Annotated in this window: 23 protein-coding genes; 16 read left to right on the top strand and 7 right to left on the bottom strand. The window is 45.5% G+C overall.

Going from position 1 to position 23737, the window contains the following annotated elements; genetic code table 11:
* The first annotated feature begins 17 nt into the window (after positions 1-17).
* The 6 genes from KQI32_RS13425 (at position 18) to KQI32_RS08530 (ending at position 5868) form a co-directional block, all read left to right on the top strand.
* Entirely contained in the window at positions 18-911 is an 894-nt protein-coding gene (locus KQI32_RS13425) for a CorA family divalent cation transporter (protein WP_216424699.1), read from the top strand.
* Between the two features lie 494 nt (positions 912-1405).
* Positions 1406-1666, top strand: coding sequence for a TM1266 family iron-only hydrogenase system putative regulator (locus tag KQI32_RS08550; RefSeq protein ID WP_177689912.1), 261 nt, complete (start codon positions 1406-1408; stop codon positions 1664-1666).
* On the top strand, positions 1659-2624 hold the full coding sequence (hydE, locus tag KQI32_RS08545; protein WP_216424698.1) for a [FeFe] hydrogenase H-cluster radical SAM maturase HydE: 966 nt from the start codon (positions 1659-1661) through the stop codon (positions 2622-2624). The genes KQI32_RS08550 and hydE overlap by 8 nt, the downstream gene beginning before the upstream one ends.
* Positions 2625-2652: 28 nt before the next feature.
* Positions 2653-4065, top strand: a complete 1413-nt coding sequence (hydG, locus tag KQI32_RS08540; protein WP_216424697.1) for a [FeFe] hydrogenase H-cluster radical SAM maturase HydG — start codon at positions 2653-2655, stop codon at positions 4063-4065.
* A gap of 12 nt (positions 4066-4077) precedes the next feature.
* On the top strand, positions 4078-5268 hold the full coding sequence (hydF, locus tag KQI32_RS08535) for a [FeFe] hydrogenase H-cluster maturation GTPase HydF (RefSeq protein ID WP_216424696.1): 1191 nt from the start codon (positions 4078-4080) through the stop codon (positions 5266-5268).
* An 87-nt stretch (positions 5269-5355) separates the two neighbouring features.
* On the top strand, positions 5356-5868 hold the full coding sequence (locus KQI32_RS08530) for a ferritin (RefSeq protein ID WP_216424695.1): 513 nt from the start codon (positions 5356-5358) through the stop codon (positions 5866-5868).
* A 112-nt stretch (positions 5869-5980) separates the two neighbouring features.
* Here the strand turns inward: KQI32_RS08530 and KQI32_RS08525 are convergent, their stop codons facing one another.
* Positions 5981-6922, bottom strand: a complete 942-nt coding sequence (locus tag KQI32_RS08525; RefSeq protein WP_216424694.1) for a polysaccharide deacetylase family protein — start codon at positions 6920-6922, stop codon at positions 5981-5983.
* Between the two features lie 156 nt (positions 6923-7078).
* Entirely contained in the window at positions 7079-7828 is a 750-nt protein-coding gene (locus KQI32_RS08520) for an AraC family transcriptional regulator (protein ID WP_216424693.1), read from the bottom strand.
* A 168-nt stretch (positions 7829-7996) separates the two neighbouring features.
* Here KQI32_RS08520 and KQI32_RS08515 point away from each other — a divergent pair, with 168 nt between their 5' ends.
* A complete protein-coding gene (locus KQI32_RS08515) occupies positions 7997-8908 on the top strand; it encodes a nucleoside hydrolase (protein ID WP_216424692.1) in 912 nt (303 codons plus the stop codon).
* Positions 8909-9283: 375 nt separating this feature from the next.
* Here the strand turns inward: KQI32_RS08515 and KQI32_RS08510 are convergent, their stop codons facing one another.
* Positions 9284-9769 carry a GNAT family N-acetyltransferase gene (locus KQI32_RS08510; protein ID WP_177689925.1) on the bottom strand — a complete coding sequence of 162 codons (486 nt, stop codon included), beginning with the start codon at positions 9767-9769 and terminating at the stop codon, positions 9284-9286.
* Positions 9770-9918: 149 nt separating this feature from the next.
* Entirely contained in the window at positions 9919-12489 is a 2571-nt protein-coding gene (locus tag KQI32_RS08505; protein WP_216424691.1) for a copper amine oxidase N-terminal domain-containing protein, read from the bottom strand.
* A gap of 188 nt (positions 12490-12677) precedes the next feature.
* Here KQI32_RS08505 and KQI32_RS08500 point away from each other — a divergent pair, with 188 nt between their 5' ends.
* The 8 genes from KQI32_RS08500 to KQI32_RS08465 all read left to right on the top strand — a co-directional run bounded on the left by KQI32_RS08500 (position 12678) and on the right by KQI32_RS08465 (position 19693).
* Positions 12678-12965 (top strand): (2Fe-2S) ferredoxin domain-containing protein, encoded by a 288-nt coding sequence (locus tag KQI32_RS08500; protein WP_374197068.1) that lies wholly within the window; start codon positions 12678-12680, stop codon positions 12963-12965.
* On the top strand, positions 12962-14677 hold the full coding sequence (locus KQI32_RS08495; protein WP_216424690.1) for a [Fe-Fe] hydrogenase large subunit C-terminal domain-containing protein: 1716 nt from the start codon (positions 12962-12964) through the stop codon (positions 14675-14677). Before KQI32_RS08500 ends, KQI32_RS08495 begins: the two co-directional genes overlap by 4 nt.
* Complete coding sequence (locus tag KQI32_RS08490; protein ID WP_177689931.1) at positions 14674-15849, top strand: PP2C family protein-serine/threonine phosphatase; 1176 nt, start codon at positions 14674-14676, stop codon at positions 15847-15849. Before KQI32_RS08495 ends, KQI32_RS08490 begins: the two co-directional genes overlap by 4 nt.
* Before the next feature lie 19 nt (positions 15850-15868).
* Positions 15869-16705: a ComEC/Rec2 family competence protein gene (locus KQI32_RS08485; RefSeq protein ID WP_216424689.1), complete on the top strand. Its 837-nt coding sequence runs from the start codon at positions 15869-15871 to the stop codon at positions 16703-16705.
* A gap of 45 nt (positions 16706-16750) precedes the next feature.
* Positions 16751-16954: a DUF3006 domain-containing protein gene (locus KQI32_RS08480; RefSeq protein WP_177689935.1), complete on the top strand. Its 204-nt coding sequence runs from the start codon at positions 16751-16753 to the stop codon at positions 16952-16954.
* Positions 16955-17201: 247 nt separating this feature from the next.
* Entirely contained in the window at positions 17202-17753 is a 552-nt protein-coding gene (locus tag KQI32_RS08475; protein ID WP_216424688.1) for an ECF transporter S component, read from the top strand.
* Positions 17754-18428, top strand: coding sequence for a DUF975 family protein (locus KQI32_RS08470; protein ID WP_216424687.1), 675 nt, complete (start codon positions 17754-17756; stop codon positions 18426-18428). It abuts the gene before it with no gap.
* A gap of 374 nt (positions 18429-18802) precedes the next feature.
* A complete protein-coding gene (locus KQI32_RS08465) occupies positions 18803-19693 on the top strand; it encodes a YihY/virulence factor BrkB family protein (protein WP_177689941.1) in 891 nt (296 codons plus the stop codon).
* 103 nt (positions 19694-19796) lie between these two features.
* Here KQI32_RS08465 and sdaAA read toward each other — a convergent pair whose 3' ends face one another.
* The 3 genes from sdaAA to KQI32_RS08450 are packed head-to-tail and all read right to left on the bottom strand — an operon-like array spanning position 19797 to position 22242.
* The gene (sdaAA, locus tag KQI32_RS08460; protein WP_216424686.1) at positions 19797-20669 is read right to left on the bottom strand and encodes an L-serine ammonia-lyase, iron-sulfur-dependent, subunit alpha; all 873 of its coding nucleotides are present in this window, start codon (positions 20667-20669) and stop codon (positions 19797-19799) included.
* Between the two features lie 9 nt (positions 20670-20678).
* Positions 20679-21338, bottom strand: a complete 660-nt coding sequence (gene sdaAB / locus KQI32_RS08455) for an L-serine ammonia-lyase, iron-sulfur-dependent subunit beta (RefSeq protein ID WP_216424685.1) — start codon at positions 21336-21338, stop codon at positions 20679-20681.
* Positions 21325-22242 carry a ribokinase gene (locus tag KQI32_RS08450; RefSeq protein ID WP_253291126.1) on the bottom strand — a complete coding sequence of 306 codons (918 nt, stop codon included), beginning with the start codon at positions 22240-22242 and terminating at the stop codon, positions 21325-21327. The genes sdaAB and KQI32_RS08450 overlap by 14 nt, the downstream gene beginning before the upstream one ends.
* A gap of 436 nt (positions 22243-22678) precedes the next feature.
* Between KQI32_RS08450 and KQI32_RS08445 the strand changes: the two genes are divergently transcribed.
* Entirely contained in the window at positions 22679-23719 is a 1041-nt protein-coding gene (locus KQI32_RS08445; RefSeq protein WP_216424683.1) for a Gfo/Idh/MocA family protein, read from the top strand.
* The last annotated feature ends 18 nt before the right edge of the window (positions 23720-23737 follow it).

Raw genomic sequence — 23737 nt, 5'->3', positions numbered from 1 at the left:
ATTAGGTTGAAAGGAAGGTGCGTGACGTGCTGGAGCAGATTGGTTTAACAGATAAGTGGGATCGGGAGGCGTTTCAACTCTGCATTATCTCATTTGATGAATTGGATGTAGCGAAAGAAAAATTTTTTATTCCACAGCGGGTCTATGAAGAGTGCAGGGAGGAACGAAACTGTAAATTTGAAAGCCATAACGGCTTTGATTTTATCGTGCTGTGTCCATCCTCGGGATGCGGGCCAAAGGCAAGGGTGTGCATTTATTTCTGCCGTTCCCTTTTATTATTCATCTGTGACAGCAGGGAAATTGCCGAAAGAATCAGCCGGGAGATACAGACGGAAACAGAAGAAAGTTTGAGTCTGGAACAGGTTTTATTTCATTTTTTTGACCGGCTGACAAAAGATGATGCCCGGAAACTTCAGCAGATGGAGTCGGAAATCTCCCGGCTGGAGGAATTTTTGATCACCGGCAAAAAAGTCAATTATATCAGAGAGATTATTGGGCTGAGAAGGCGGCTGATGGCTCTGAAACGATATTATGAACAGCTTTCGGATATCGCCGAAGATATCTGTGAAAACGAGAATGAGCTGATCCGCGAAAAGACAATGAAGTTTTTCAGAATCTTTCAAAGCCGGGTGGATCGCCTTTATCAAGAGGTTTTGAATCTGAGGGACTATATCACTCAGGTGCGTGAGGCTTATCAGGCTCAGGTGGATATTAATCTGAACAATATTATGAAACTGTTCACTGTCATCACGGCAATCTTCTTGCCGCTCACTTTGATTGTGGGATGGTACGGCATGAATCTGCAAATGCCGGAGTACGGATGGCGGTTTGGATACCCGGTAATTATCGGTATAAGTGCGGCGGTAGTCGCGGGCGTTATCATCTATTTTAAAAGGAAAAAGTGGTTTTAAAGATTCGAAAATTGTTTATATACTTGAGTAATCCTCAAAAGAATGTTACAATGGAATCAAATCTAAGTCCGAGGCGGTATGCCTAGGACAAAGAGCAATGAAAAGAAAACGCACTGATGCGCGAAGGGAAACCCTGAGCAGGAAGGCGGACCATACAGAGAGTTTACGCTATCCCTGCGCATTTTTCGCGCGGGGATTTTTTGAATAAGCATTAGAGAGTCGAACGCAATATGCCCTGCACTTGATAAATTTCCGCCTTTTCGAATTGTCGGTCTTGTAAGGCGCCAGCCTTGCTTCCCCCTTACGCATCGAAAAAAACGAAAATTTCTCTGCGTGCAGGGTCGCAGAGTTTTTACAGAGCAAATTTTTTCGTAAGGCAAGGAAAAAGTGCAGGCAATCCTGACGGATTGGCGAGCATTTTGACACGGAATTGCGGAAAATTTGCCTGTAAAACCATATTGAGTTCGACTCCCTAATACTTAAAAGGAGGCTTTATGGAAACCAGAATTGCACTGATCGGAATTATTGTGGAGGATACCGAGGCAACGGAAAAAATCAATAGCATTCTTCATGAATATGGCAGTTATATCATTGGAAGAATGGGGGTTCCCTACCGTGAGAAAAATATCTGCATCATCAGCGTGGTGGTGGATGCGCCCAACGATGTGATTAGCTCTCTGTCGGGAAAGCTGGGAATGCTGAAGGGAATCCGCATCAAAACAGTGTATTCCAAAGCGGGGCAAAAGCATGGATAGGGCGCCCGGCAGGCGGGAGCTTGCTTCCCTTTTGAAAATGGAGGACTTTTCGTCGGTCTATGCGGAGGCCGACAGGGTTCGGAAAGTCAATGTATCTGATGTGGTTTACATCCGGTCGATTCTGGAATTTTCCAACCACTGCCGGCGGCAGTGCCGCTATTGCGGTCTAAACTGCACAAACCGGAAAGCAAAGCGGTTCCGGATGAAACCGGAGGAAATTGTATCTACCGCCCGGCAGGCGTGGGATGCGGGATACAAGACAGTTGTCCTGCAGTCGGGAGAGGATCCCTTTTATACACCGCAGCTTTTAGGAGAGATTGTCAGGGAGATCAAAAAAACAGGCATCAAAATAACCCTGAGCTGCGGAGAGATGTCCTTTGAAGACTATTCCTATTTAAAAGAATGCGGCGCGGACCGCTATCTTTTGAAGCAGGAGACGGCAGATCCGGAGATTTACCGCGCCCTTCATCCGGATTCGCAGCTGGAGGAACGGATTTCCTGTCTGAAAAACTTAAAAAAACTGGGTTATGAGACGGGGAGCGGTTTTATGATCGGACTACCCGGACAGTCCCTTGAAACCATCGCTGCGGATATTCTGCTGATTTATGAAATCGGTTGTGACATGGCAGGGATAGGCCCGTTTATTCCTCATCCGGACACGCCGCTGAAAAATTCACCTCACGGCAGCACAGAGCTGACAAAGCGGGCGGTAGCGCTGACTCGCATTTTAATGCCGGAAATCAATCTGCCGGCAACAACCGCTTTGGGTGTGTTGGATGCGGAAGAAAAAAACAGTGTGTTTTCCTGTGGAGCAAATGTTGTCATGCGGAAAGTCACGCCGGACGCCTATAAAAAATTATATGAAATATATCCTGCGGATCTGGGAGAGACAGATATCTATAAAGAACGCAGAGAACTGGAAGAAATGATACACAGGCTGGGAAGAATTCCGGTTTAAAGGGTAACTAGGAAAGGAAGTTTTGTCATTGTATAACAGTAAATCAAAAATCGCAACGGAATTTATCGATCATGAAGAGATCTTGAAGACCTTGGAGTACGCCGAAAAAAACAAGGAAAACCGTCCTCTGATTGAAGACATTCTTGAACGCGCGAAGGACTGCAAAGGGCTGAGTTATCAGGAAGCGGCAGTGCTTCTGGAATGTGAGCTCCCTGATATCATGGAGAAGATCGCAAAGCTGGCGCAGGAGATCAAGCTGAAATTTTACGGCAACCGGATTGTCATGTTCGCGCCGCTGTATCTGTCCAATTACTGCATTAACGGTTGCCGTTACTGCCCCTATCACGGCTCAAACAAGCATATTGCCAGAAAGCAGCTGTCCCAGGAGGACATTGTGCGGGAGGTCACTGCCTTGCAGGATATGGGACATAAGCGGCTGGCATTGGAAACCGGTGAGGATCCGGAGAAATGTCCCATTGAATATGTGCTGGAGAGCATTAAAACCATCTACAGCATCAAGCACAAAAACGGCGCGATCCGACGGGTGAATGTGAACATAGCCGCCACGACGGTGGAGAATTACCGAAAGCTGAAGGAGGCGGGCATCGGCACTTATATCCTGTTCCAGGAAACCTATCACAAGGAAAACTATGAGTACCTCCATCCGACGGGACCGAAGCATAACTACAGTTATCATACGGAGGCGATGGACAGGGCGATGGAGGGCGGCATCGACGATGTGGGCATCGGTGTTCTGTTCGGACTGAATTTGTATAAATATGATTTTGTGGGGCTTCTGATGCATGCCCATCATTTGGAGGATACCTTCGGCGTGGGGCCTCACACCATCAGCGTTCCGAGAATCCGTCCGGCGGACGATGTGGACATGAATGACTATTCCAATGCGATTCCAGATGAAATCTTCGAAAAGATCGTCGCGATCCTGCGAATTGCAGTGCCCTATACCGGCTTAATTATCTCTACACGGGAATCCCAGAAGACCAGGGAAAAGGTTCTGAAATTAGGGGTTTCCCAGATCAGCGGCGCATCCTCCACCAGCGTAGGTGGTTATGCGGAGCGGGAGGAGGAAAACTCCGCCCAGTTTGAGGTGAATGATACCAGAACCCTGGATGAGGTGGTGAATTGGCTGTTAGAGCTGGGCTATATCCCAAGCTTCTGTACCGCTTGTTATCGGGAGGGCAGAACCGGCGACCGCTTTATGCAGCTGGTCAAGAGCGGACAGATTGCGAATGTCTGTCAGCCCAACGCGCTTATGACATTGAAGGAGTATTTGGAGGACTATGCCTCCGAGGATACCCGGAGGAAAGGGGAAACGGTTATTCAGAAGGAAATTCCCCATATTTCCAATGAGAAGGTCAGACAGATCGTGAGGGAGCATCTGGAGGAATTACACGAAGGGAAACGGGACTTCCGGTTCTAAGGAGGAGTGGAGATGAATTTAAACAACACGCCTCGTTCAGAACGGTTGCACATCGCCTTCTTTGGAAAACGGAACAGCGGGAAATCTTCCCTGATCAACGCGGTGACCAATCAGGAGACCGCGCTGGTATCCGATGTGCTGGGAACGACCACCGATCCGGTTTACAAATCCATGGAGGTTCTGCCTTTGGGGCCCTGTGTGTTTATCGACACGGCGGGATTTGACGATCAGGGAGAACTGGGAAAGCTGCGAATCGAAAAAACCCGTGGGGTGATTGAAAGGACAGATATCGCCGTTATGGTATTCGCTGACACGGAAACCACCGAGGAGGAGGGATGGATCGCGGCGCTTCGGGAGAGAGACATACCGGTTGTTGCCGTTGTCAACAAAATAGATATTCTGCCGGATGCGGAAAACGTAAAGCGCGCAGTGAAAGAGAATTTTGGAATGGAGGCAATCAGCGTCAGCGCCCAAAAAAGGGAAAACATATCTCTGCTGATGGAGGCTTTGGTGAGGATGATGCCGGAAGAATTCGCCGCAAGCAGTATCACCTCTCATCTGGTCAAAGAGGACGACGTTGTTCTTTTGGTTATGCCGCAGGATATTCAGGCGCCTAAGGGCAGGCTGATCCTGCCGCAGGTGCAGACCATTCGGGATTTACTGGACAATAAATGTATTGTGATGAGTGTCACAACCGATAAGCTTGCGTTTGCGCTGGACAGTCTGAAGAGACCGCCAAAGCTGATTGTGACGGATTCACAGGTGTTTGGCGAGGTCTATGAGAAAAAGCCGCCGGAGGCTATGCTGACCTCTTTTTCTGTGCTGTTTGCCAGATACAAGGGCGATATTCAGGAATATGTGCGGGGATCTGGTGCGGTGGAAACGCTCAGCGGAAACTCCCGGATTTTGATTGCAGAGGCCTGTACGCACAAACCGCTTGACGAGGATATCGGCAGGGTGAAAATCCCGCGGCTGCTTCGAAAAAAATACGGGGATAGCATTTCCATTGATATCGTCAATGGATCTGACTTTCCAAAGGATTTAACCCCTTATGATCTGGTTATCCACTGCGGCGCCTGTATGTTCAACCGCCGCTATGTCCTGTCCCGAATCACGCAGGCAAAGCGGCAAAGGGTGCCAATCACAAATTACGGTGTTTTTCTTGCAAAGATGACTGGAATTCTGGATAAAATTGATTTATGACCTTACTTGTACGGCAACTTTTGCCTTGCAAAAACGTTTTCAACTTGTTATAATAAACTTAAAAGTAAAAATATAGGAGGAATTTATATGCTGGACAAAAGGGTTTCTGATTTATTAAATGAACAGCTGAACAAAGAGCTTTATTCCGCATACCTGTATCTGAAAATGGCAAACTATTATGCCGAGGAAGGGTTGAATGGTTTTGAAAACTGGTTCTACATTCAGACCCAGGAGGAACGGGATCATGCAATGCTGATCCGTACCTATCTGCTGAACAACAGCGAGAAGGTGGTGCTGAAGGAAATCGCGGAGCCGGACAAGGAATTCCATTCTTTCCTGGAACCGCTGGAAGCTGCCCTTGCACATGAAAAATTCGTGACCGAGTCCATTCACACAGTCTATGAAGCGGCTTATAACTGCAAAGATTTTCGTACCATGCAATTTTTAGATTGGTTCGTCAAAGAGCAGGGAGAAGAAGAGAAAAATACCGACGATTTAGTGAAAAAATTCCAGCTGTTCGGAAGCGATGCGAAGGGACTATATATGTTGGATGCAGAACTGGGAGCAAGGGTTTATTCCGCGCCGTCATTGGTGCTGTAATCAAAATCTATGGAAAAGAAAAAAGGGCTGCAAGCGGATACTATCCGGCTGCAGCCTTTTGTTTGATCCAGCAGACATAAAGAGCTATCTCCACACAGGTACAGTAAAATGCCTATTTTTCAAAATTCAGCTCATCCAGCGAGCAGAAGGTATAACCCTCCGCACGCAGGGTATCAATAATCCGTCCCAAGGCTTCGGCGTTATCTTTGGAGACCGCATGCATAAGGAGGATAGCACCGTCGTGAACGTGGTTGACAATATTATCATAAGCGTAATCGGCTCCCCTGGATACATCTCGTTCCCAATCCTTATAGGTGGTGCTCCAGAACACCGTTTTATAGCCCATGTCATCCACTATTTTGAGACTTCGTTCACTGAATTCGCCGTTGGGATATCGGAAATAAGTAGTTTTCACCCCATGCTTTTCCGCAAGATAGTCATCCAGCTTGGTCAACTCCTCCTTGAACTTTGTCTCATCTTCGATTTTTGGCAGGGTGGGATGACTCCACGTGTGGTTTCCCACGATATGTCCTTCGTTGATCATTCGATCAATCAATTCCGGTTCCCGTTTCAGATAATCTCCTGTGACAAAGAAAGCTGCCGGACACTTTTTCTCTTTTAAAGTATCCAATATCTGTCCGGAAAAGCCATTCTCGTATCCCTCGTCAAACGTGAGGTAGAGATTTTTCTGGCTGGTGTCCCCGACATACAGAGCTTTTGAGTTGTCTATTAGTTTCGCGTAAGAGCCGATATCAGGCACTTTTCCTTTCGGAGCTTTGGCAAAACCAAAACCACAGACCTTATTATCCAGCGCAGTGTATACATTGGCTGGCACGGCGCCGGCAATTTCCTCATTCCCCGCGTTTTCATTTACAGAGGCTGGGGCACCGTCTACACTTGGCAATGCGGTTTGCGTTGGATCGGAAGTGTTCCCTCCGCTTTTATCTCCCTCACTGTTTTTCCCGCTGCATGCTGCCAGAGAGCAAAGTAAACCAATGATCAGGAAGACTGATATAAAATGTTTCACTGTTCCGGTATTTTTAAAATATTTCATTTGATTCATTCCTTTCCTCATGTCATATCTTTTTCTAGTATTCACAGGAATGGAAAAAATAAAATAACAAAAAATGGCGAAAAATTGATTTGAGACAAGCAAAGGGGTACGAAAAATTTATAGCGTTGATGAAATTGTACCCCTGGATTTCCAGGATTACTCTTTTGATTTCAACTGGGCTTTTTTCGGAGAAATCCCAAAATTTCTCTTAAACATTTTGGAAAACTGTGAGCTGTCAGAAAAACCACAGTAATATGCCGTTTCCGTACAGCTTATATTTTGTGTAGTGAGCATTTTATATGCATTGTTAAGCCGCTGGGCTATCACAAAGTTTTGGGGAGACATGCCAAATTCTTTTTTAAACATATGGCGGAAATAATCATAGCTGTAGCCAAAGTTTTCAGCCAGTAAATGCATGTCCACCGGTTCACTGCAGTTTTCACAAAGATAGTTTGCACAGTACGACAGATTCCTTGCATCAGGACTTGCATTGCTGTATTCTCGCGATAAAAGAACGGAAAGTTCGCAGATTTTTGCGGCGATCAAAAGCGTATGGTTTTTGCTGCGGTGAATCGCCTCGCTTAATATCTGATGAATTATTTGCAGGATAAGAGTGTGTTGTTTCGGATAAAAAACACCTTCCTCTATTTCCTCGAACAGAATATCGCCGTAAAATCCAAAAAACAGCACGCTGCTTTCGGCACAATGCTTTTCGCTGTGAATGCTTCCAGGCTTTATCACAGCGAGACTGTTTTTACGTATTTCAAAGCTTCTGCCATTTATGATGCTCTGTCCGTTTCCGCTGATGTAATATACGATTTCCGTAGAGGAATGTGAGTGATCTTTTACAATGCTTCCCGTTGTATGCTTATTTTTGAATATGAAACTGAGGCGGATATCATTCATATGAAATTCCTCCCTATTTGTCGGTATTACTCCCTGCATTTTATCATGAAAATCGAAAAAAAGAAACCAGATCATACAAAAAACCAATAAAATATAGAAAGAATTCTCTCCGGATTGTATCATACAGAAGCATAGAAAATTTTTAATCGAAAAGGAGAAGGAAAGAATATGAAAAGAAAATGCAGTACGCCGGAAGGAAAGTTTGACGTGGTATTGGATACTGACGCTTATAATGAAATTGACGATCAGTTCGCACTGTCCTATATGCTCTGTTCACAGGATAAGCTGAGAGTGAAAGCCATATATGCTGCACCGTTTTTTAACAAGAATGCCTTCTCTCCGGAGGACGGAATGAAAAAAAGCTATGAGGAGATCCTAAATTTGCTTCAGCTAGCTGGGGAAACGGAGATGACGGCGAATGTATACAAAGGATCCATAAATTATATGAAGGATGAAAAAACACCTGTTCTTTCTGTGGCAGCCGAGAATCTCAGCAGAACAGCCATGGAATATTCGGCTGAGAATCCTCTTTATATTGTCGCGATCGGCGCAATAACAAACATTGCCTCTGCCCTGCTCCTCAATCCCCAAATAGCCCAACGGATTGTTATCGTTTGGCTTGGCGGACATTCCTTTGAATATCATGATACTGACGAGTTTAACATGCGGCAGGATATTGCGGCTGCAAGGGTTGTATTTAACTGCAACGCGCCGTTGGTTTTGCTGCCCTGCAACGGGGTGGTTAGCAGTTTTTCCACATCAAGACATGAGCTTGAGCATTGGCTGAAAGGGAAAAACAAACTTTGCGATTATCTCGTCTCGCATACGGTGCGTGAGGCGGAAAGCTATGCCAGCGGAACAGCTTGGACCAGGGTGATATGGGATGTGACGGCTGTCGCGTGGCTGCTGAATGAGAATGACCGATTTATGCTGTCACGAATGGAGGAGCGCAGGATGCCTGGATATGACAGCAAATATGAAAATACCGGAAACGGTAAATTCCTCAGATATGTATATTATATAAAAAGGGATGCGCTGTTTACTGATATGTTTCAAAAATTGGCGGGTAAGAGAGAATGAAATAGTTATAACAAGATGAAATCACTTTTACAACAAAATGTTGCAAAAGTTACCTTATAGGCGTTTCAATCTCGCGAAGCGGAGAATATATGCCCGCTGCTTGCTTCGATAATGCTGTACCCAACATCGAAAAAGGTGGGGAAAATCTTAGCGAGGTTATAACGAAAGGAAGCTGTCCCTTGCCTCATAGGCGGCGGGTTCCACTTTATTTTTCTGTGGTGGATTGTATCATCACAGAGATGTGCATTCTGGGGTCCATGCCTTATTGAACAAAACACTTTTATAAAGCAAAAACAACGTTTTAAAGATCAAAGAAATGTAAAAATCGTCATGGAATGTTTCAAATTCCATGACGATTGCTTATCGCCTGAAAAGTCAAATCGAATGATAAAAGATGAATATATCGATAAAGGTTCCATCCTTTAAGCGGTATCCATTTGGGATTCTGCCGATTTTCTGAAAGCCTAGGTCCAGATAGAGCCGGATGGCAGCTTCGTTGCTGGCAACCACCGCATTGAACTGCAGACCTTTGAAGCCATATTCTTTGGCTGTTGCAAGGGAGTGCTCCACCATTTTACGGCCGACTCCCATACCGCGGCAGCCTTTTTTGACACCGTAGGATGCGTTTGCAACATGGGCGCACCGACCGATATTATTGGGATGGAGAATATACAGACCAAGGATTTCTTCGCCCAAACAGGCACAAACGGAAGCGGTCTGCGCCGCAAACATTTCCTCCGCTTCTCTGAGGGACAAACGGGTGTCTCCCGGGAAGCTGTCCGCCGCTTCCACAATATCATTCCAGATATCTGTCATCTGTTTCAAATCTTCTTTTCGGTATGATCGAATTGACAATTCCATTTTTTACTCCTTTTTTCAGCAAGATACTTGCGCATAGAACCAAAGTTCTTTGCTTAAGCCGGCAGAACAATAGGTTCTTTCGGAACCGATTGCTTCTGTTAAGGAATATTTTTGCTGTGCTTTTAGTGTTCTTCCGCTAAACAATTTAATTATTTTGCCGAAAAACCAGTTTCTTTTTTGTCAGATTTGATATAGAAACGGAAGTATGCGATCATTCTTTGCGTCATATCTCTGTCGATAGTCACCGGTTCATCGGAGATAATGATTAGACCGCTTCCGGAGGGCTCCCAGTAGACCTGCTTGGAAAAGGCATCCGAGACAGCGCGCAGTGGCAGGAGAGTACGATCGTTCACGGTCTGCGCCGGAACGTCCAGAGAAACTCTTTCGCCGTTTACCAGCATTTCCTTTTGATTTAGCGTCACATTCACGACAGAATCGCCCTTTGTCAGTGTTGCTGTCTGCGTGGAATCATCCCAAGCTGCATCGGCGCCCAAGGTCTCCGCGATAAAGCGAACGGGAACTAGGGTTCTATCATTTTGTACAATTGGTTTGACATCACTGTTCGCCGGATCGATGCTCTGGGGTTCTCCTTTCGCCATAGCCAGGGGATTATCCACGAACAGACCGATATTTTCTGTAAAATAAGTGCGGATTTCCGTCAGATTGCTGTTGTCCATTGCAACAGAGGAAACCGGAATCATTTTCAGGTGTGAACCGGAATTATAATACAGATTTCCGTCGGTACCGATCGTAAATAAAGCTGCATTCCCCGTCAGAGACTGCAGATCGATTGCATTCATGGTTTCGGTGTCCACCGCTTTTATGCCGTTGATGTTTGTATAGAGCAGGCCGTCCGAAGCCCAGCGGATATAAGTTGGGCGCCATTGATGTGAGGATGGATTATAGCTGAACTCTTCAAAAACTTTGCTTTTTACAACTTTTTGTGTGTCGAGGTCAACGGCGAATAAGGTTTTGCCCGACACGCACCACAAAAGACCGCTTTCGTCAAAAGAGATGCCGCCGATGCACAGCGGATTTGACACGCCGGGAATGTCAACCGTAACCTCTTTCACTTTCTCATTGGTTTTATAGTCATAGACGAACAGCTTTGCCTGCTTCTCACTGGGTGTGGAGGCGAGTCCGCCGTATGCGGAGGTGGATCCGTACAGCATGCCATCCTTCACTGCCAGGCTTATGATGCTCTGATTTTGCACGAGATTGCGCACAGTCGTCATTTTTCCCGAAGCAAGATCATAAATGCTGAGAGCACCTCCCAACTGTCCGTAATCGGGAACAGTGCCTATAAATATTTTTCCGTCGGCCGCTGTCAGAGCAAAGGGGCGATCCTGGCTTTCCTCTATCTGTGCCAACGCTTTCGGATTGGTTTTGGAATCCACGGGCAGGGACGGATCGTATTCATAGAGCCACGCCTTTGGATAGATACCGAAATACATTTTTCCGTTATACTCCACCATTCCTTCAGTTTGACCGATCGGGAAAGTGACGGTACTCCCGGTTTTCACATTGTAAGCCGCACCCTGATGTCCCATATATCCGCCAAGATAGATTTCGTCTCCCGGACCTTTTTCAATAGCTTGCAGGTTGATTTTTCCGCCTTTTTGACCGTGATCCGTAAGCTTTTTATATTTTTTTGTCTGCATATTATAAATGGTGGGACTGCCGTCTCCAGTGTCAACGGTGCAGTAAGATTTGCCCGGAAAATCGGGATCGTCTTCTACGGTAATCCATCCACCTCCGCGGAAAGAGGTTTTATAGGGAATGGGAAAATCAAAATCGGTAATCTGGAATCCGTTCGTTATGTCGATTTCATACATCTTATCAAGGGTGATGCAGTATGCCTTGCCGTTCAGTTCAGGCGTGGTGTAAAGACCGCGGTAATATTCTTCAAAATCAATATCAATGAACCGTTCCGTATTTGTGTCAAACACCAGCATTGGTGTGATGCCTTCCGCCGATGCGTAGATCACAATGTAATCTCCCAGCGTGTTCATGGTGTAAATCCATATCATCTCATTCACGTCATAGTAACTGTCATTTGCCGGAACGGGAAATTCTTTTTTTTCTTCCGGATTATTTGGATTCATACGAATGAATTTCGGCGCGCCGTTTCCGAAGGTGCCGCAATAGAGGTAACCGTTATGATAAGCGATAGAGCGAACATAATTTGCTCCCTTCTCCACAGTCCCTAAATCGATAAATTCTTTTTGGACGGAATCGTATTTGACGATCTTGGCGCTGGGATAGGTGCCGATATACAGATTGTCGTTTTCATCGATGGTCATAACAAAGGTGGCGGATTCTGTCGATAGACATTTTCCGAGGGATTCAAACTGATCGGAATAGGGATCGTAGCTGTAAACATAGGCGTCGGCCGCAATGTATATTTTTCCTTTGGAATCCTTTACATGGATCCAGGGAGAGCTGGAGTCTGTCAGCTCATAAGATTTGATATACTGCTGTGCATCTAGATTATAGATATTGAAGACAGCAGGGGAACCGGTGGAGGACGAGAACAGATAGTCCACGCCGTCTATCTCTTCCACTACTGAGTCAAGCGGCTGGCAGGTCTCGATAAATTCACCCAGATCAACAGGGGGTAAATAGTTTTTTTCGTTGCTCTGTGCCACAGCTGATATTCCTGTCAAAGATGAGATGCAGAGACATAGAATCACGGTGAAAGCCACGATTTTTTTCATCATCGGAAATCCTCCTTATTTTATGATAATGACAATTTTATTATATTAATAATCGGGGAAAAAGTAAAGAAGCAAAATTGATCCCAATTTGCTCAATTGTGTGCGAAAGAGGCTTTGTTTCAATATTTATAAGTTGAAATTTCAAGCGTTTTCTTGTATGATAAAAATATAGCAGCCAAAGAGAAAAATCTTTGAAAAGAAGAAAAAAGAGGGATGGAAGAAGGAGAATTGATATGGTCGTAACGGTTTGTGTGGGCAGTTCCTGCCATCTGAAAGGTTCAAAACAAATCATTGATGTCTTTCAAAAGAAAATCGGAGAAAACGCTCTGGACGGGAAGGTTGAGCTCCGGGGCTCTTTCTGCATGGGACAATGCGTCAACGGTGTCGGCGTAAAGCTGGACGAACAGCTTTATTCCCTTCAGCCGGAGGAAGCGGAGCGCTTTTTTTCAGAGCACATTTTAGGAGGAATGAAAAAATGAGCGTCATTGGTTTAAAGAAAGCCAACTGCATGAATTGCTATAAATGCGTCCGGGTTTGTCCGGTGAAATCCATCCGGGTACACAATGAGCAGGCGGAAATTATTGAGGAAGAGTGTATTCTCTGCGGTCGCTGCCTGGAGGCCTGTCCTCAGAATGCAAAGGTCCTGTACAGCGATCTGGAACTGGTGAAATCCTTTTTGCGGGAGGAAAAAAAGGTTTTTGTTTCCCTTGCTCCGTCCTTCCTGGGCTCCTTTGAATGCAAAGAGCCGGGACAGATGGTGAACGCGCTGAAAAAGCTTGGATTTTACGATGTCTGTGAGACTGCGCAGGGCGCGGTCATGGTAACCGATGAATACTACAAATTGCTTGTTAAAGGGCAGATGGATAATATTGTGACAACGTGCTGCCCTACTGTCAATGCCCTTGCGGAAAAATACTATTGTGAGGTTCTGCCCTACATGGCGCCGGTGGTTTCCCCTATGATTGCCCACGGTAAGATGTTAAAGGAGAAGTACGGCAGGGAAATCAAGGTTGTATTTATCGGTCCGTGTATTTCAAAAAAAGCCGAGGCGGCTGATATTCGGCATGACGATGCCGTGGATGCGGTTTTAACCTTTGAGGAGCTTTCCTCCTGGATGCTGGAAAAAGGAATTTTTCCTTCAACTCTTGAGGCGGATTCGTTTTCAGGTACGGATCCGAAGGTAGCGCGGCGCTATCCGATCTCTGCCGGGATTATCAAAAGCCTGCTGAGCAAAGGCGGACTCAATGGATACCAGACGATAACGATCAGCGGCATCGAACAGGTTAAGCTTGTATTCGAAGCGTTAAAAAACAATAAACTGCACAAAACATTCATCGAGATCAACGCCTGCCCGGAGGGATGTATCAACGGACCGGCTGTCAACGGGGAACCCTATGAATTTTTCGGTGCACAGCAGAAGATTAAAAGGTATTCCACTGCTGACACCTCAGCATATCCGGTATTTCGTCATCAGGTTGGCATGCAGAAACAGTTTGTAGACAGAAGAGCGAAGGAACCGATTCCGGATGAGGCAACGATCCGGGGCATTCTGAAGCGCATCGGAAAGGAGACGGAGGAGCAGGAACTGAACTGCGGATCATGCGGGTACCCCTCCTGCCGGGATAAAGCGATAGCGGTATTCCAGAACAAGGCACAGCTTTCCATGTGTATGCCCTACATGAATGAGATGACCCAATCCCTTTCCAACGTGGTGCTGGCCTATACGCCCAATATTATCATCGCCGTGAATCAGGACATGAAGATTGTGGAGTTCAATCACGCGGCAGAATCTGCTTTTCATCTGACCAGAAAGGATGCGCTGAACCGGGAACTTTCCGATATTATTGACGATGAGAACTTCAGAAAGGTGCTGCTGTCAAAACAAGATGTGACCGATCTGAAAGCGGATTATCCGGAATTTGGACTGAAAACATCGCAGGACATCATTTATGTTCCGAAGCACCAGGTTATCATTGGATTTCTTCAGGACATCACCCAGGAGGAGGCCAGAGAGCAAAAGGCTTACAAGCTGAAGATGGACACGATGGAGATGGCCCAAAAGGTAATTGACAAGCAGATGATGGTGGCGCAGGAGATTGCATCCCTGCTCGGAGAAACCACTGCGGAAACCAAGGTAACCCTTACCAAACTGAAGAAGACCATCATTTATGACGGAGAGGAAGAAAAATGAGTATCCATGTCGATGCCTATTACAAAAGCTTAAATAAAAAAAACGAGGAGCTATGTGGGGATAAAGTGGAAATTATCCGCACCGACCGATCCATTATTCTGGTTTTGGCAGATGGGCTGGGCAGTGGGGTAAAGGCAAATATTTTGGCCACTCTGACCTCAAAGATTATCGGAACAATGCTCAAAAACGGTGCGGAGCTGGAGGAGGTAGTGGAAACCATCGTCAACACTCTCCCGGTGTGCAAGGTGCGCAAACTGGCCTATTCCACCTTCAGTATTCTGGAGATCGACAATGAGCGCCATGCGCATCTGGTAGAGTTCGACAGCCCCTCTTGTGTATTTATCCGGGATGGGCAGCTGCTGGAGCTGCCGATAGAGGAAAAGGAAATCTGGGGCAAGCAGGTGAGAGAATGCCATTTTGATGTACTTCCCGGTGATGTGTTTGCCATTTTCAGTGATGGTGTGATTCATGCAGGGGTAGGTCAAACACTGAATCTGGGATGGGAATGGCAGAATGCGGCTAATTTCCTGCAGGCGGAGGCAAAGCCGGAGATGTCTGCTTCCCGTATCTGTGCATCCCTGTCCAGTGTATGTGACAACCTGTATATGGGACAGCCGGGGGATGACACCACCGTGCTGGTAGCAAAGGTTCTGGCACATAAGGTGGTCAACCTCTTTTCCGGCCCGCCGAAGGAAGCGGACAAGGATCAAAGGCTCGTCTGTGACTTTTTGGAGGATGTACAGGCAAAAAAAGTGGTATGCGGCGGAACCAGTGCCAATATCGTCAGCCGGGTTACCGGCAAACAGATTGCCACCAGTTTGGAATATGTCGACCCCGATATTCCGCCGATTGCTTATATTGACGGAATTGATCTGGTTACGGAGGGCGTGCTGACCATCTCCAAGACAGTTGAGATATTAAAGGAATACATGAAGCATGATATTGATTATGGATATCTGAAAACACTGGATCAGAAAAACGGTGCGGCGCTTTTGGCAAAGCTTCTGATTGAAGATTGCACCATGCTACATCTATTTGTGGGAAAGGCAATCAATCCTGCCCATCAGAATCCAAATCTCCCAGTGGATTTGAGCATCAAACTTCGTCTGCTGGACGAGTTGGTGTCTATAATGGAAGCATTAGGAAAACGGGTCACAGTAACCTATTATTGAGAATTGAGGGAGACGCGGAATGAAGAAATGTTTTATATTGCTTCTAGCAATGCTTTTGCTTTTGACAGGGTGCCAGTTTACCACACAGAAGGCAGAACCGCTTTCCGGGATGGAAATCACCTATCTGGATGTAGGAAATGCGGACTGTGAAATCATTCGCATGGAGGACGGCACAAATATTGTTATTGACGCGGGGACGAAGGATCAGAGCGGTAATATTATCAGGGCGCTGAAAAGAAAAGGAATCCGAAAAATTGACTATTTGATTGCCACGCATCCCCATGCGGATCATATCGGCGGAATGGAAGACATTATTGACAGCGCTGAGATCGGAACAGTGGTTTTCCCCTCGGTCGTGCATACATCGAAAACCTATGAGAATTTGCTGAAAAAAATAAAAGAAAAAGAGATTCCAGCCGTCAAAGCAGAGTCAGGTGTTGTCCTGCACGAAACCGACCGTTGTAAGATACAGCTGGTCGCACCGAAAAAGGATGAGAAGTATGAAAGCCTGAATAATTACAGTGCGGTACTTCATATCGCTTATGGGAATACAACGTTTTTGTTTGCCGGAGATGCGGAAAAGCTTTCGGAAAATGAGATGCTGAACTATGAAATCCGCTCGGATGTACTGAAGGTCGGACATCATGGAAGCAGAACCTCCTCCTCCGAAAAGTTTATCGCCAAAGTGAATCCGCGCATTGCGGTTATTTCCTGCGGAAAGGATAATGAGTATGGACATCCCCATCAGGAGACCTTGGAGACACTGAAAAATGCTGAAGTGTATAGAACAGATAAAAACGGAGATATTATCATTCATACGGATGGAACAAACCTGACGGTTGCAACAGAAAAATAGGAAATCCATATACAGCTTTCTAACATTTAAGAGGGGAATTCGGTAATGGAAAGAAAATTTATTGTAGACGGGATAGAAGAAAATAAGGCTTCTCTGGAGGCGGAGGATGGCACTATTTTGACGGTGGATTTGGCTTTGCTTCCGGCTGCGGTGGCGGAAGGGGACATTGTCCGGATTTTTATTGATCATGAACAGACAGGAAAAAAAAAGGAGGAAATTCAAAACCTGCTGAATGATATCTTCCGCTGAATTTGTATTAAATCTCTATAAAAAACTTCGGAAAGGCTTGTCAATTGTATTGTTAATCAATTGACAAGCCTTTATTTTGTGGTATAATATGCACAAGGTATAAAATACGGCTATTTAAAAGTTTCCCATCCGGAACAAGTCCGGACAACCGAAATTTATGACCGATGATATCGTTAAAAGCGGTATATCAACTTCAAATAATTATGAAATAAAAAGCACGATTTATTTAGGAAAGAGAGGAATTTTTATGAAAAGCGCGAAGGTGAGGGAGTATACAATTGTCGCTTTGCTGGTTGCAATGGCAGTTGTTATTCCGATGTATTCTTTCAAGGTGGTCATTCCGCCGTTCAGCATGACTCTGGGAGCTCATATTCCGGTGTTCATCGCTATGTTTATCAGTCCGTATGCAGTTGTCTTGGCGACTATCGGAAATATTTTCGGATTTTTACCATTGGGGCCTGTTGTTATGGCGAGAGCGGCTACCCATTTGATTTTTGGATTGATTGGGGCCTATATGCTTCGTAAAAAGATGAATTATCTTGTGGTTATCGGCGCGACGATGCTGATTCATGCCATTGCAGAGTCGATCGTGGCACTCGGTTTCATGTATTGGACGATTTCAAACGGCGGAGCCGCTCAGGCCAGCACATGGCTGGTGTTCTTTGGAACGGTCGTTCACCACGCATTGGATTTTGCGGTTGCAACCCCTATCTTATTGGCGCTGTCCAAGGCGAAATATATCAAGTACTCTATCACGGAGGGAATCTCGTTTAAAAAGAAAAAACGGGAGGCTGAATAAATGACATCCTTTGAACTGATGAAAGATGCCAAGGAAACAAGAAAAGCATTTGGCAGACATGCAATATGGCCTTATCTTGTATTTCTGTTTCTGACAGCGGCTGTAAATGCGATTGCTGTTGGCCTTCTTCCACTGGCAGACATCGCCAGAGGCGTGGAAGTGACCCTTTCTCCGACACAGAATATATTCAAAGTACTATACACTATTTTTAACGCTGTGTTTGTTCCGCTGATGCTGTTTGGTGTGTACAGAGTATATCTTGTTTTTGCGAGGATGCAGAGACCAGCTTTTTCGGTGTTGTTTGACGGCTTTTTCAATTTTATCCGGGTTTGGATTCTGTTCTTTTTAAAGACGATGATGATAGGGATTGGGCTCATGGTTTTTATCATTCCCGGCATTTTCTTTTTTTACAGCACTGCCATGACAAATTTTATTTTTTCGGACGATGAGGATATGCAGCCATGGACGGCAATATCCAAAAGCTTCCGCCTGATGAATGGAAACCGGTTTCGGCTGTTTAAGCTGCAGCTTTCCTTTATTGGATGGTTTCTGCTGGTGGTTGCCACTTTGGGCTTGGCTCTTATCTATGTGGGACCGTACTATATGACAGCGCTGGCAAAATTTTATGATGAAATCAAAAGAGAAGAAGAAAAACGGCTCACGGTCAAGGGATAACGGACAAAGTATTTTATTGAAAAAGAATTGTAAAATCGTACAGTTTTTGCGGTTAATAATGCAAAAAGCGTAAGAATTTTATGGTAGAATAATCTTATCAAAAGAATTCTATTAAGGCTGGAATTCATATTTGGTTGTACAAAAAAGAAAAGCAGGGCAGTATAGCTGTCCTGCTTTTCTTTTTTGTACGGAATCTCCAAAGTCGAAATTGCAAACTGCATTTTAAATAGTCTTTCTCTGAATTCTATTTTTCCATAGGGAATTTGTTTTTTTCTTGTGAGATAAATGGAAAGGCTGCAAATTTCAAATTCCCTTGTAAAATGCACAAAAATGGTGTATCCTAAGGAGGAGATGAGGAAGAAATGGGGATGTAAATGGATTTTTCGCGCTTTTTGGAGATCAAAGAAACGGACAATAAGCTTATATATGTCATAAAAAGCCTAATCGGACGGTTTCTCTGTCATAATATTTCACAGACCGGAGGGCAGCTGGCTTACTTTTTCCTGCTGTCCGTCTTTCCGTTTGCTATTTTTTTGAATGCTCTGGTCGGTTCATTTAATTTTTCGGAAGCCGAGATTGTGGATACACTGTCATCCTTTTTGCCGCAGGAGATCATCGGTGTGATTAACACCTATATCCAATATATTTCCGAGAATCAGCATGTGAGTCTGCTGTCGATCGGTCTTATCGTCACGCTGTTTTCCGCCTCCCGTGCGATCCGATCTTTAAACTACGCCATTAACAAGGCTTATCGTGTTGATAAACCGCGGGGCTTTATCGGTGATTTTTTTCTATCGGTTATTTTGACATTTGGAATCGGGGTTACTATTATTCTTTCCCTTCTGCTGCTTACGATCGGCAAGAACATGATGGTTTGGTTGTCCGCACGTTTTGAATTTCTTTTGATCCCTTTGGCCGTTTTGGATAATCTGCGATGGGTGATCGTACTGCTCGATTTGTTTGTTATGCTGGCATTTATGTACTACTTTGTTCCAAACCGCAAAATGAAGTGGAGAAATGTTCTGCCGGGAACCGTCTTTTCCGTGGTGGGATGGATCATCCTGACTTTGGGATTTTCCTTTTACATCAATCATTTTGGGCGCTACTCTCTGATTTACGGCTCCTTGGGAGCGATTATCGTGCTGATGCTCTGGCTCTATCTGGTGGGAATTTTACTTGTGCTTGGCGGAGAGCTGAATGATATCGTCGAAGAATTAAAATATAATTATGTTTCGGTGAAGATTGATAAAAAATCAAATAAATAAAATGAGAAGTGCCGTAAAACTTGGTTTGTTATAGTCAAAGGAAAAAGGCATGTCCGTCCGGTTTTTCGATGGACATGCCTTTTGCAATGTAATTTTTAAAAGCTTACCTTCCATGAACTCTTTCCGAAATTTTCCTGGCGGTTTTTGTCGCCGCCAAGCCCCCCTGCGCTGTTTCTTTTAGGGCACAGGGCATCATTGTTCCCACGTTTTTCATCGCCTCAATCACCTCGTCCACCGGGATAGCACTTTCGATTCCTGATAAAGCCAGTTCCGCTGCCGTCAGTGCATTGACAGCTCCGGAGGCGTTTCGTTTGACGCAGGGCACCTCCACCAATCCGGCGACCGGATCACAGACCAACCCCATCACAAACTTTAATGCCAAGGCACAGGCGTGGGCGCTCATTTCAGGAGTGCCGCCCATCAGTTCAACCGCGGCGGAAGCAGCGGCTGCAGCGGCGCTGCCGCACTCAGCCTGACACCCGCCCTCCGCGCCGGAAATGCTTGCATTTTTTGCAATGACCATACAGACACCCGCACTGTGAAACAGGGCGTCTAACGTCTTTTTTCGTTCCAACTGAAACGTGTTTGATACCGAGAAAAGGACAGCGGGAAGGATACCGCAAGAGCCGGCAGTCGGAGCCGCCACAATCCTTCCCATACAGGCGTTGTATTCCGATATGGACAGGGCGATGGTGATAGCCTCTTTGGTCAGAGGAGATAACAGCTTGCCGCTGACAGTGCTTTGATGATATTTTTTTGCCATGCCACCGGACAGTCCGCTGGGAGATTTCATTTCCTGATACCCGTTTTGATAGGCCTCCCACATTACCTGCAAATGCTCATCCATTTGCAGGTGAAGCTCGTCCTCCGTTTTTTTAAGATAGTTCATTTGATTGTCTATGACAATGCGAGAGATTGGGCAATGATGGGCTTCTGCTTGTGTCACCAGTTCGCGGATAGAATTGAATTCTTTCATACTTACTCCTTAAAACGGTTCAATCGCGATGACCTTGTTGATGTGTTCACTCTGTCTTAATGATTCTAATATTTCTTTCCCTACTTTTTGGTCCGATTCGATCACCATAATGGCCTCTTGGCCTTCTTCCCGGCGAAACAGCCGCATAAAAGCGATATTGATGTGATGGGAGGCAAAATACTCTGAAACTTTTGCAACAATTCCCGGTTTATCATCGTTGAAGACCACGGTGGTTGGATACTCTGCTGAAAATTTGACATCTGCATCGTTGATCCGGACGACTTGAACGACGCCGCCCCCCACAGAGGAGATGATGGTACTGATCACGGCGCCGTTTACTCCCTGCAATTCAATTTTGGCAGTATTGGGGGCAGTATTCTCCAACTCTTCCATCTGAAAGGTATAGGAAAGATGATTCCTTTTCGCTTCTTCAAAACTGTTCCGGATTCTGAGATCGCTTGGCGAAAAACCAAGAATACCGCCTATAATGGCACGATCGGTGCCGTGCCCCTGATAAGTTTGGGCAAAGGATCCGCTTAAAGTGACAACCGCTTTGACTGGCTCCTCTCCCAGCAGCATGCGGGCCACATAGCCGGCTCGTGCAGCTCCAGCCGTATGGGAGCTGGAGCTGCCTACCATAATAGGACCGATCATATCAAAGATATTCATCGCGGCTCCTTTCTCCTTTCAGGTAAGGCGAGGACAGAACTTCCTGTAAAGACGGGATAGAGGAAGCCGCACCTTTTCGGGAAACCGCGATGGACGCTGCGACCGACGCAAGATTCAGGGCGGAAGGGACAGCCTTCCCGGCGGCAATGGACGCGATAAAATATCCGGTAAAAGTATCCCCTGCCGCAGTCGTATCCACCGCTTCGACCGGATAGGCACAATTGGAGTAAGAGCAGTTCTTATCCCGGTAAACAACGCCTTTTTTCCCTAAGGTCAAAACAATTTTGGAATCCGGAAACCGTGCAATCAGTCCTTCGGATAACTGAGACTCTTTTTTCAGAATATCCCGAGCTTCAATTTCATTCAAAATAAAAAATTCAACATAATCAAGGGGATAGGTCGGAATCTTTTCATCCATGGGGGATGGATTGAGAACCATGCGCAATCCTTTCTGATACGCCTGTTCCATCAAATATTGCATATCATTGATTTCGTTTTGCAGGACAAGAAAATCCCCCGCTTCAAAATAAGAGAGCGTTTCATCCATATCCTTTCTTTGAATGGAATGATTTGTGCCAGGATATAGGATGATACAGTTCTCCCCTCGCTTTGAAACCTGGATAACCGCATGTCCGCTTTTTTGATTGTATTCTTTAATAAAGCGGGTATCTGCGCCCAGTTCTCTCAGCGTATTCTTTAGGATAATTCCATCCTCTTTTCCGATAGCACCTGCATGATAGAGATCTGCACCAGCTTTTTTCAGAGCCACTGACTGATTCAATCCCTTGCCGCCGCAGTATCGCTCCACATGGGAGGAAGAAATGGTCTCCCCCTCCCGAACGATATGGTCAAGGCTGTATACAATATCCAGATTCAGGGAACCGAAATTCAATACTTTCGCCATAAAACCCTCCTGCTTCATTCATTTTATCCGGAATAAAACGATTAACTTTATTATTTCAATTATAACAAATTTTTATCAGTCATACAACGGAGAGATAGAAAAAAGATCGAAACAAATGAAATTTTATTTTTTTGAAAAGAAAATGCAAATATCGAAATTGATGTTTTTCAGCAGATGTGATATACTCATTAAAGAGTTGAACACAATATGGTTTTTACCGGAGATTCTTTGCAATTGTGCATGAAATTATGGCACAGTTGCTCAGCACTATACGCTCTTATGAAATAAAAATATAGAAAAGTCCAAAAAAAATGCAAGATAATAAAACTACTCTCTCAAATTTATAGTATAATAGAACCAAAACCAGGAAACAACGTGTGAAATGCGGAAACGGTTTTGATTACAGGAAGCAATGAAAGGCGGGGGGAAAACAGAAATGGAGAAACAGGCAAGGTTTGCCCTAATCGGCTGCGGCAGGATAGCGGTAAACCATCTGGACGCAATTAAGAACGCACCGTCCGCGAAGCTGGTGGCAGTCTGCGATATCGTCGAGGAAAAGGCGAAGAAGGTTGCGGAGGAACAAGGACTTGAAAAATGGTATACCGATATTGACGATATGCTGAACAACGAAAAGGTGGATGTCTGCTGTGTGCTGGTGCCAAGCGGGAGACATGCAGAGGTAGCGATTAAGGTTGCCGGTCATAAGGTCAATGTCTTGTGCGAAAAACCTTTGGATGTCACCAAGGAAAAAATGAAAACCATGATACAGACATGTAAGGATAACGGCGTTAAGCTGGGGGCTATTTTTCAGCGGCGTTCCTTTATGGCGGCGCAGGAGACAAAAAAAGCCATCGAGAACGGCACTCTGGGCAGAGTCACAATGGGCGACGCCTATCTAAAATATTACCGCGATCAGGCGTATTATGACAGCGGGGACTGGCGCGGAACCTGGGAGTTGGACGGCGGAGGTGCCCTCATGAACCAGGGGATTCACGGTATTGACCTGATCAACTGGATGATGGGCGGCATTGAAAGTGTTTACGCACACTGTGAAAAACTGGTCTGGGACATCAAGGTGGAAGACACGGCAGTTATCAGCGTGCGGTTTAAAAACGGCGCGTTGGGCGTCATTGAAGGCGCGACGACGGCTTATCCCGGGTTGGACACCATTTTTCAGGTGAATGGATCTGAGGGCAGCATTATGTTTGGTGACGAAGGCTTCTACCATTGGAAGATCAAGGATAACAAGGTGGATCAGCCGGATGTCTCCGGAAGCATGGGAGGTCTGAATTGCCAGTATAATACCAACAACGTGGGGCATATCCTTCAGGTGGAGGACATGGCGAGGGCTGTGCTGGATGATCGCGATCCACTGATAACCGGCGAAGAGGCAATGAAAAGTGTGAATATCATTCTTGCTATTTATGAGTCGGCAAGAACAGGAAAAGAAATCAAACTGGATGAATTTAATCAATAAACTGAGACGAAAGGAAGT

This window comes from Acetivibrio sp. MSJd-27 (assembly GCF_018918095.1).
Lineage (GTDB): Bacteria > Bacillota > Clostridia > UMGS1840 > HGM11507 > HGM11507.
Note: the sequence above shows the minus strand (reverse complement) of the source record. Positions and strands in the feature narration are given on the sequence as shown.

Excerpts from the sequence above, each read along its gene's own strand:
- KQI32_RS08550 (WP_177689912.1), top strand. The coding sequence starts at position 1,406 with ATGGAAACCAGAATTGCACTGATCGGAATTATTGTGGAGGATACCGAG.
- hydE (WP_216424698.1), top strand. The coding sequence starts at position 1,659 with ATGGATAGGGCGCCCGGCAGGCGGGAGCTTGCTTCCCTTTTGAAAATG.
- hydF (WP_216424696.1), top strand. The coding sequence starts at position 4,078 with ATGAATTTAAACAACACGCCTCGTTCAGAACGGTTGCACATCGCCTTC.
- KQI32_RS08530 (WP_216424695.1), top strand. The coding sequence starts at position 5,356 with ATGCTGGACAAAAGGGTTTCTGATTTATTAAATGAACAGCTGAACAAA.
- KQI32_RS08525 (WP_216424694.1), bottom strand. The coding sequence starts at position 6,922 with ATGAAATATTTTAAAAATACCGGAACAGTGAAACATTTTATATCAGTC.
- KQI32_RS08520 (WP_216424693.1), bottom strand. The coding sequence starts at position 7,828 with ATGAATGATATCCGCCTCAGTTTCATATTCAAAAATAAGCATACAACG.
- KQI32_RS08515 (WP_216424692.1), top strand. The coding sequence starts at position 7,997 with ATGAAAAGAAAATGCAGTACGCCGGAAGGAAAGTTTGACGTGGTATTG.
- KQI32_RS08510 (WP_177689925.1), bottom strand. The coding sequence starts at position 9,769 with ATGGAATTGTCAATTCGATCATACCGAAAAGAAGATTTGAAACAGATG.
- KQI32_RS08505 (WP_216424691.1), bottom strand. The coding sequence starts at position 12,489 with ATGATGAAAAAAATCGTGGCTTTCACCGTGATTCTATGTCTCTGCATC.
- KQI32_RS08495 (WP_216424690.1), top strand. The coding sequence starts at position 12,962 with ATGAGCGTCATTGGTTTAAAGAAAGCCAACTGCATGAATTGCTATAAA.
- KQI32_RS08490 (WP_177689931.1), top strand. The coding sequence starts at position 14,674 with ATGAGTATCCATGTCGATGCCTATTACAAAAGCTTAAATAAAAAAAAC.
- KQI32_RS08485 (WP_216424689.1), top strand. The coding sequence starts at position 15,869 with ATGAAGAAATGTTTTATATTGCTTCTAGCAATGCTTTTGCTTTTGACA.
- KQI32_RS08480 (WP_177689935.1), top strand. The coding sequence starts at position 16,751 with ATGGAAAGAAAATTTATTGTAGACGGGATAGAAGAAAATAAGGCTTCT.
- KQI32_RS08475 (WP_216424688.1), top strand. The coding sequence starts at position 17,202 with ATGAAAAGCGCGAAGGTGAGGGAGTATACAATTGTCGCTTTGCTGGTT.
- KQI32_RS08470 (WP_216424687.1), top strand. The coding sequence starts at position 17,754 with ATGACATCCTTTGAACTGATGAAAGATGCCAAGGAAACAAGAAAAGCA.
- KQI32_RS08465 (WP_177689941.1), top strand. The coding sequence starts at position 18,803 with ATGGATTTTTCGCGCTTTTTGGAGATCAAAGAAACGGACAATAAGCTT.
- sdaAA (WP_216424686.1), bottom strand. The coding sequence starts at position 20,669 with ATGAAAGAATTCAATTCTATCCGCGAACTGGTGACACAAGCAGAAGCC.
- sdaAB (WP_216424685.1), bottom strand. The coding sequence starts at position 21,338 with ATGAATATCTTTGATATGATCGGTCCTATTATGGTAGGCAGCTCCAGC.
- KQI32_RS08450 (WP_253291126.1), bottom strand. The coding sequence starts at position 22,242 with ATGGCGAAAGTATTGAATTTCGGTTCCCTGAATCTGGATATTGTATAC.
- KQI32_RS08445 (WP_216424683.1), top strand. The coding sequence starts at position 22,679 with ATGGAGAAACAGGCAAGGTTTGCCCTAATCGGCTGCGGCAGGATAGCG.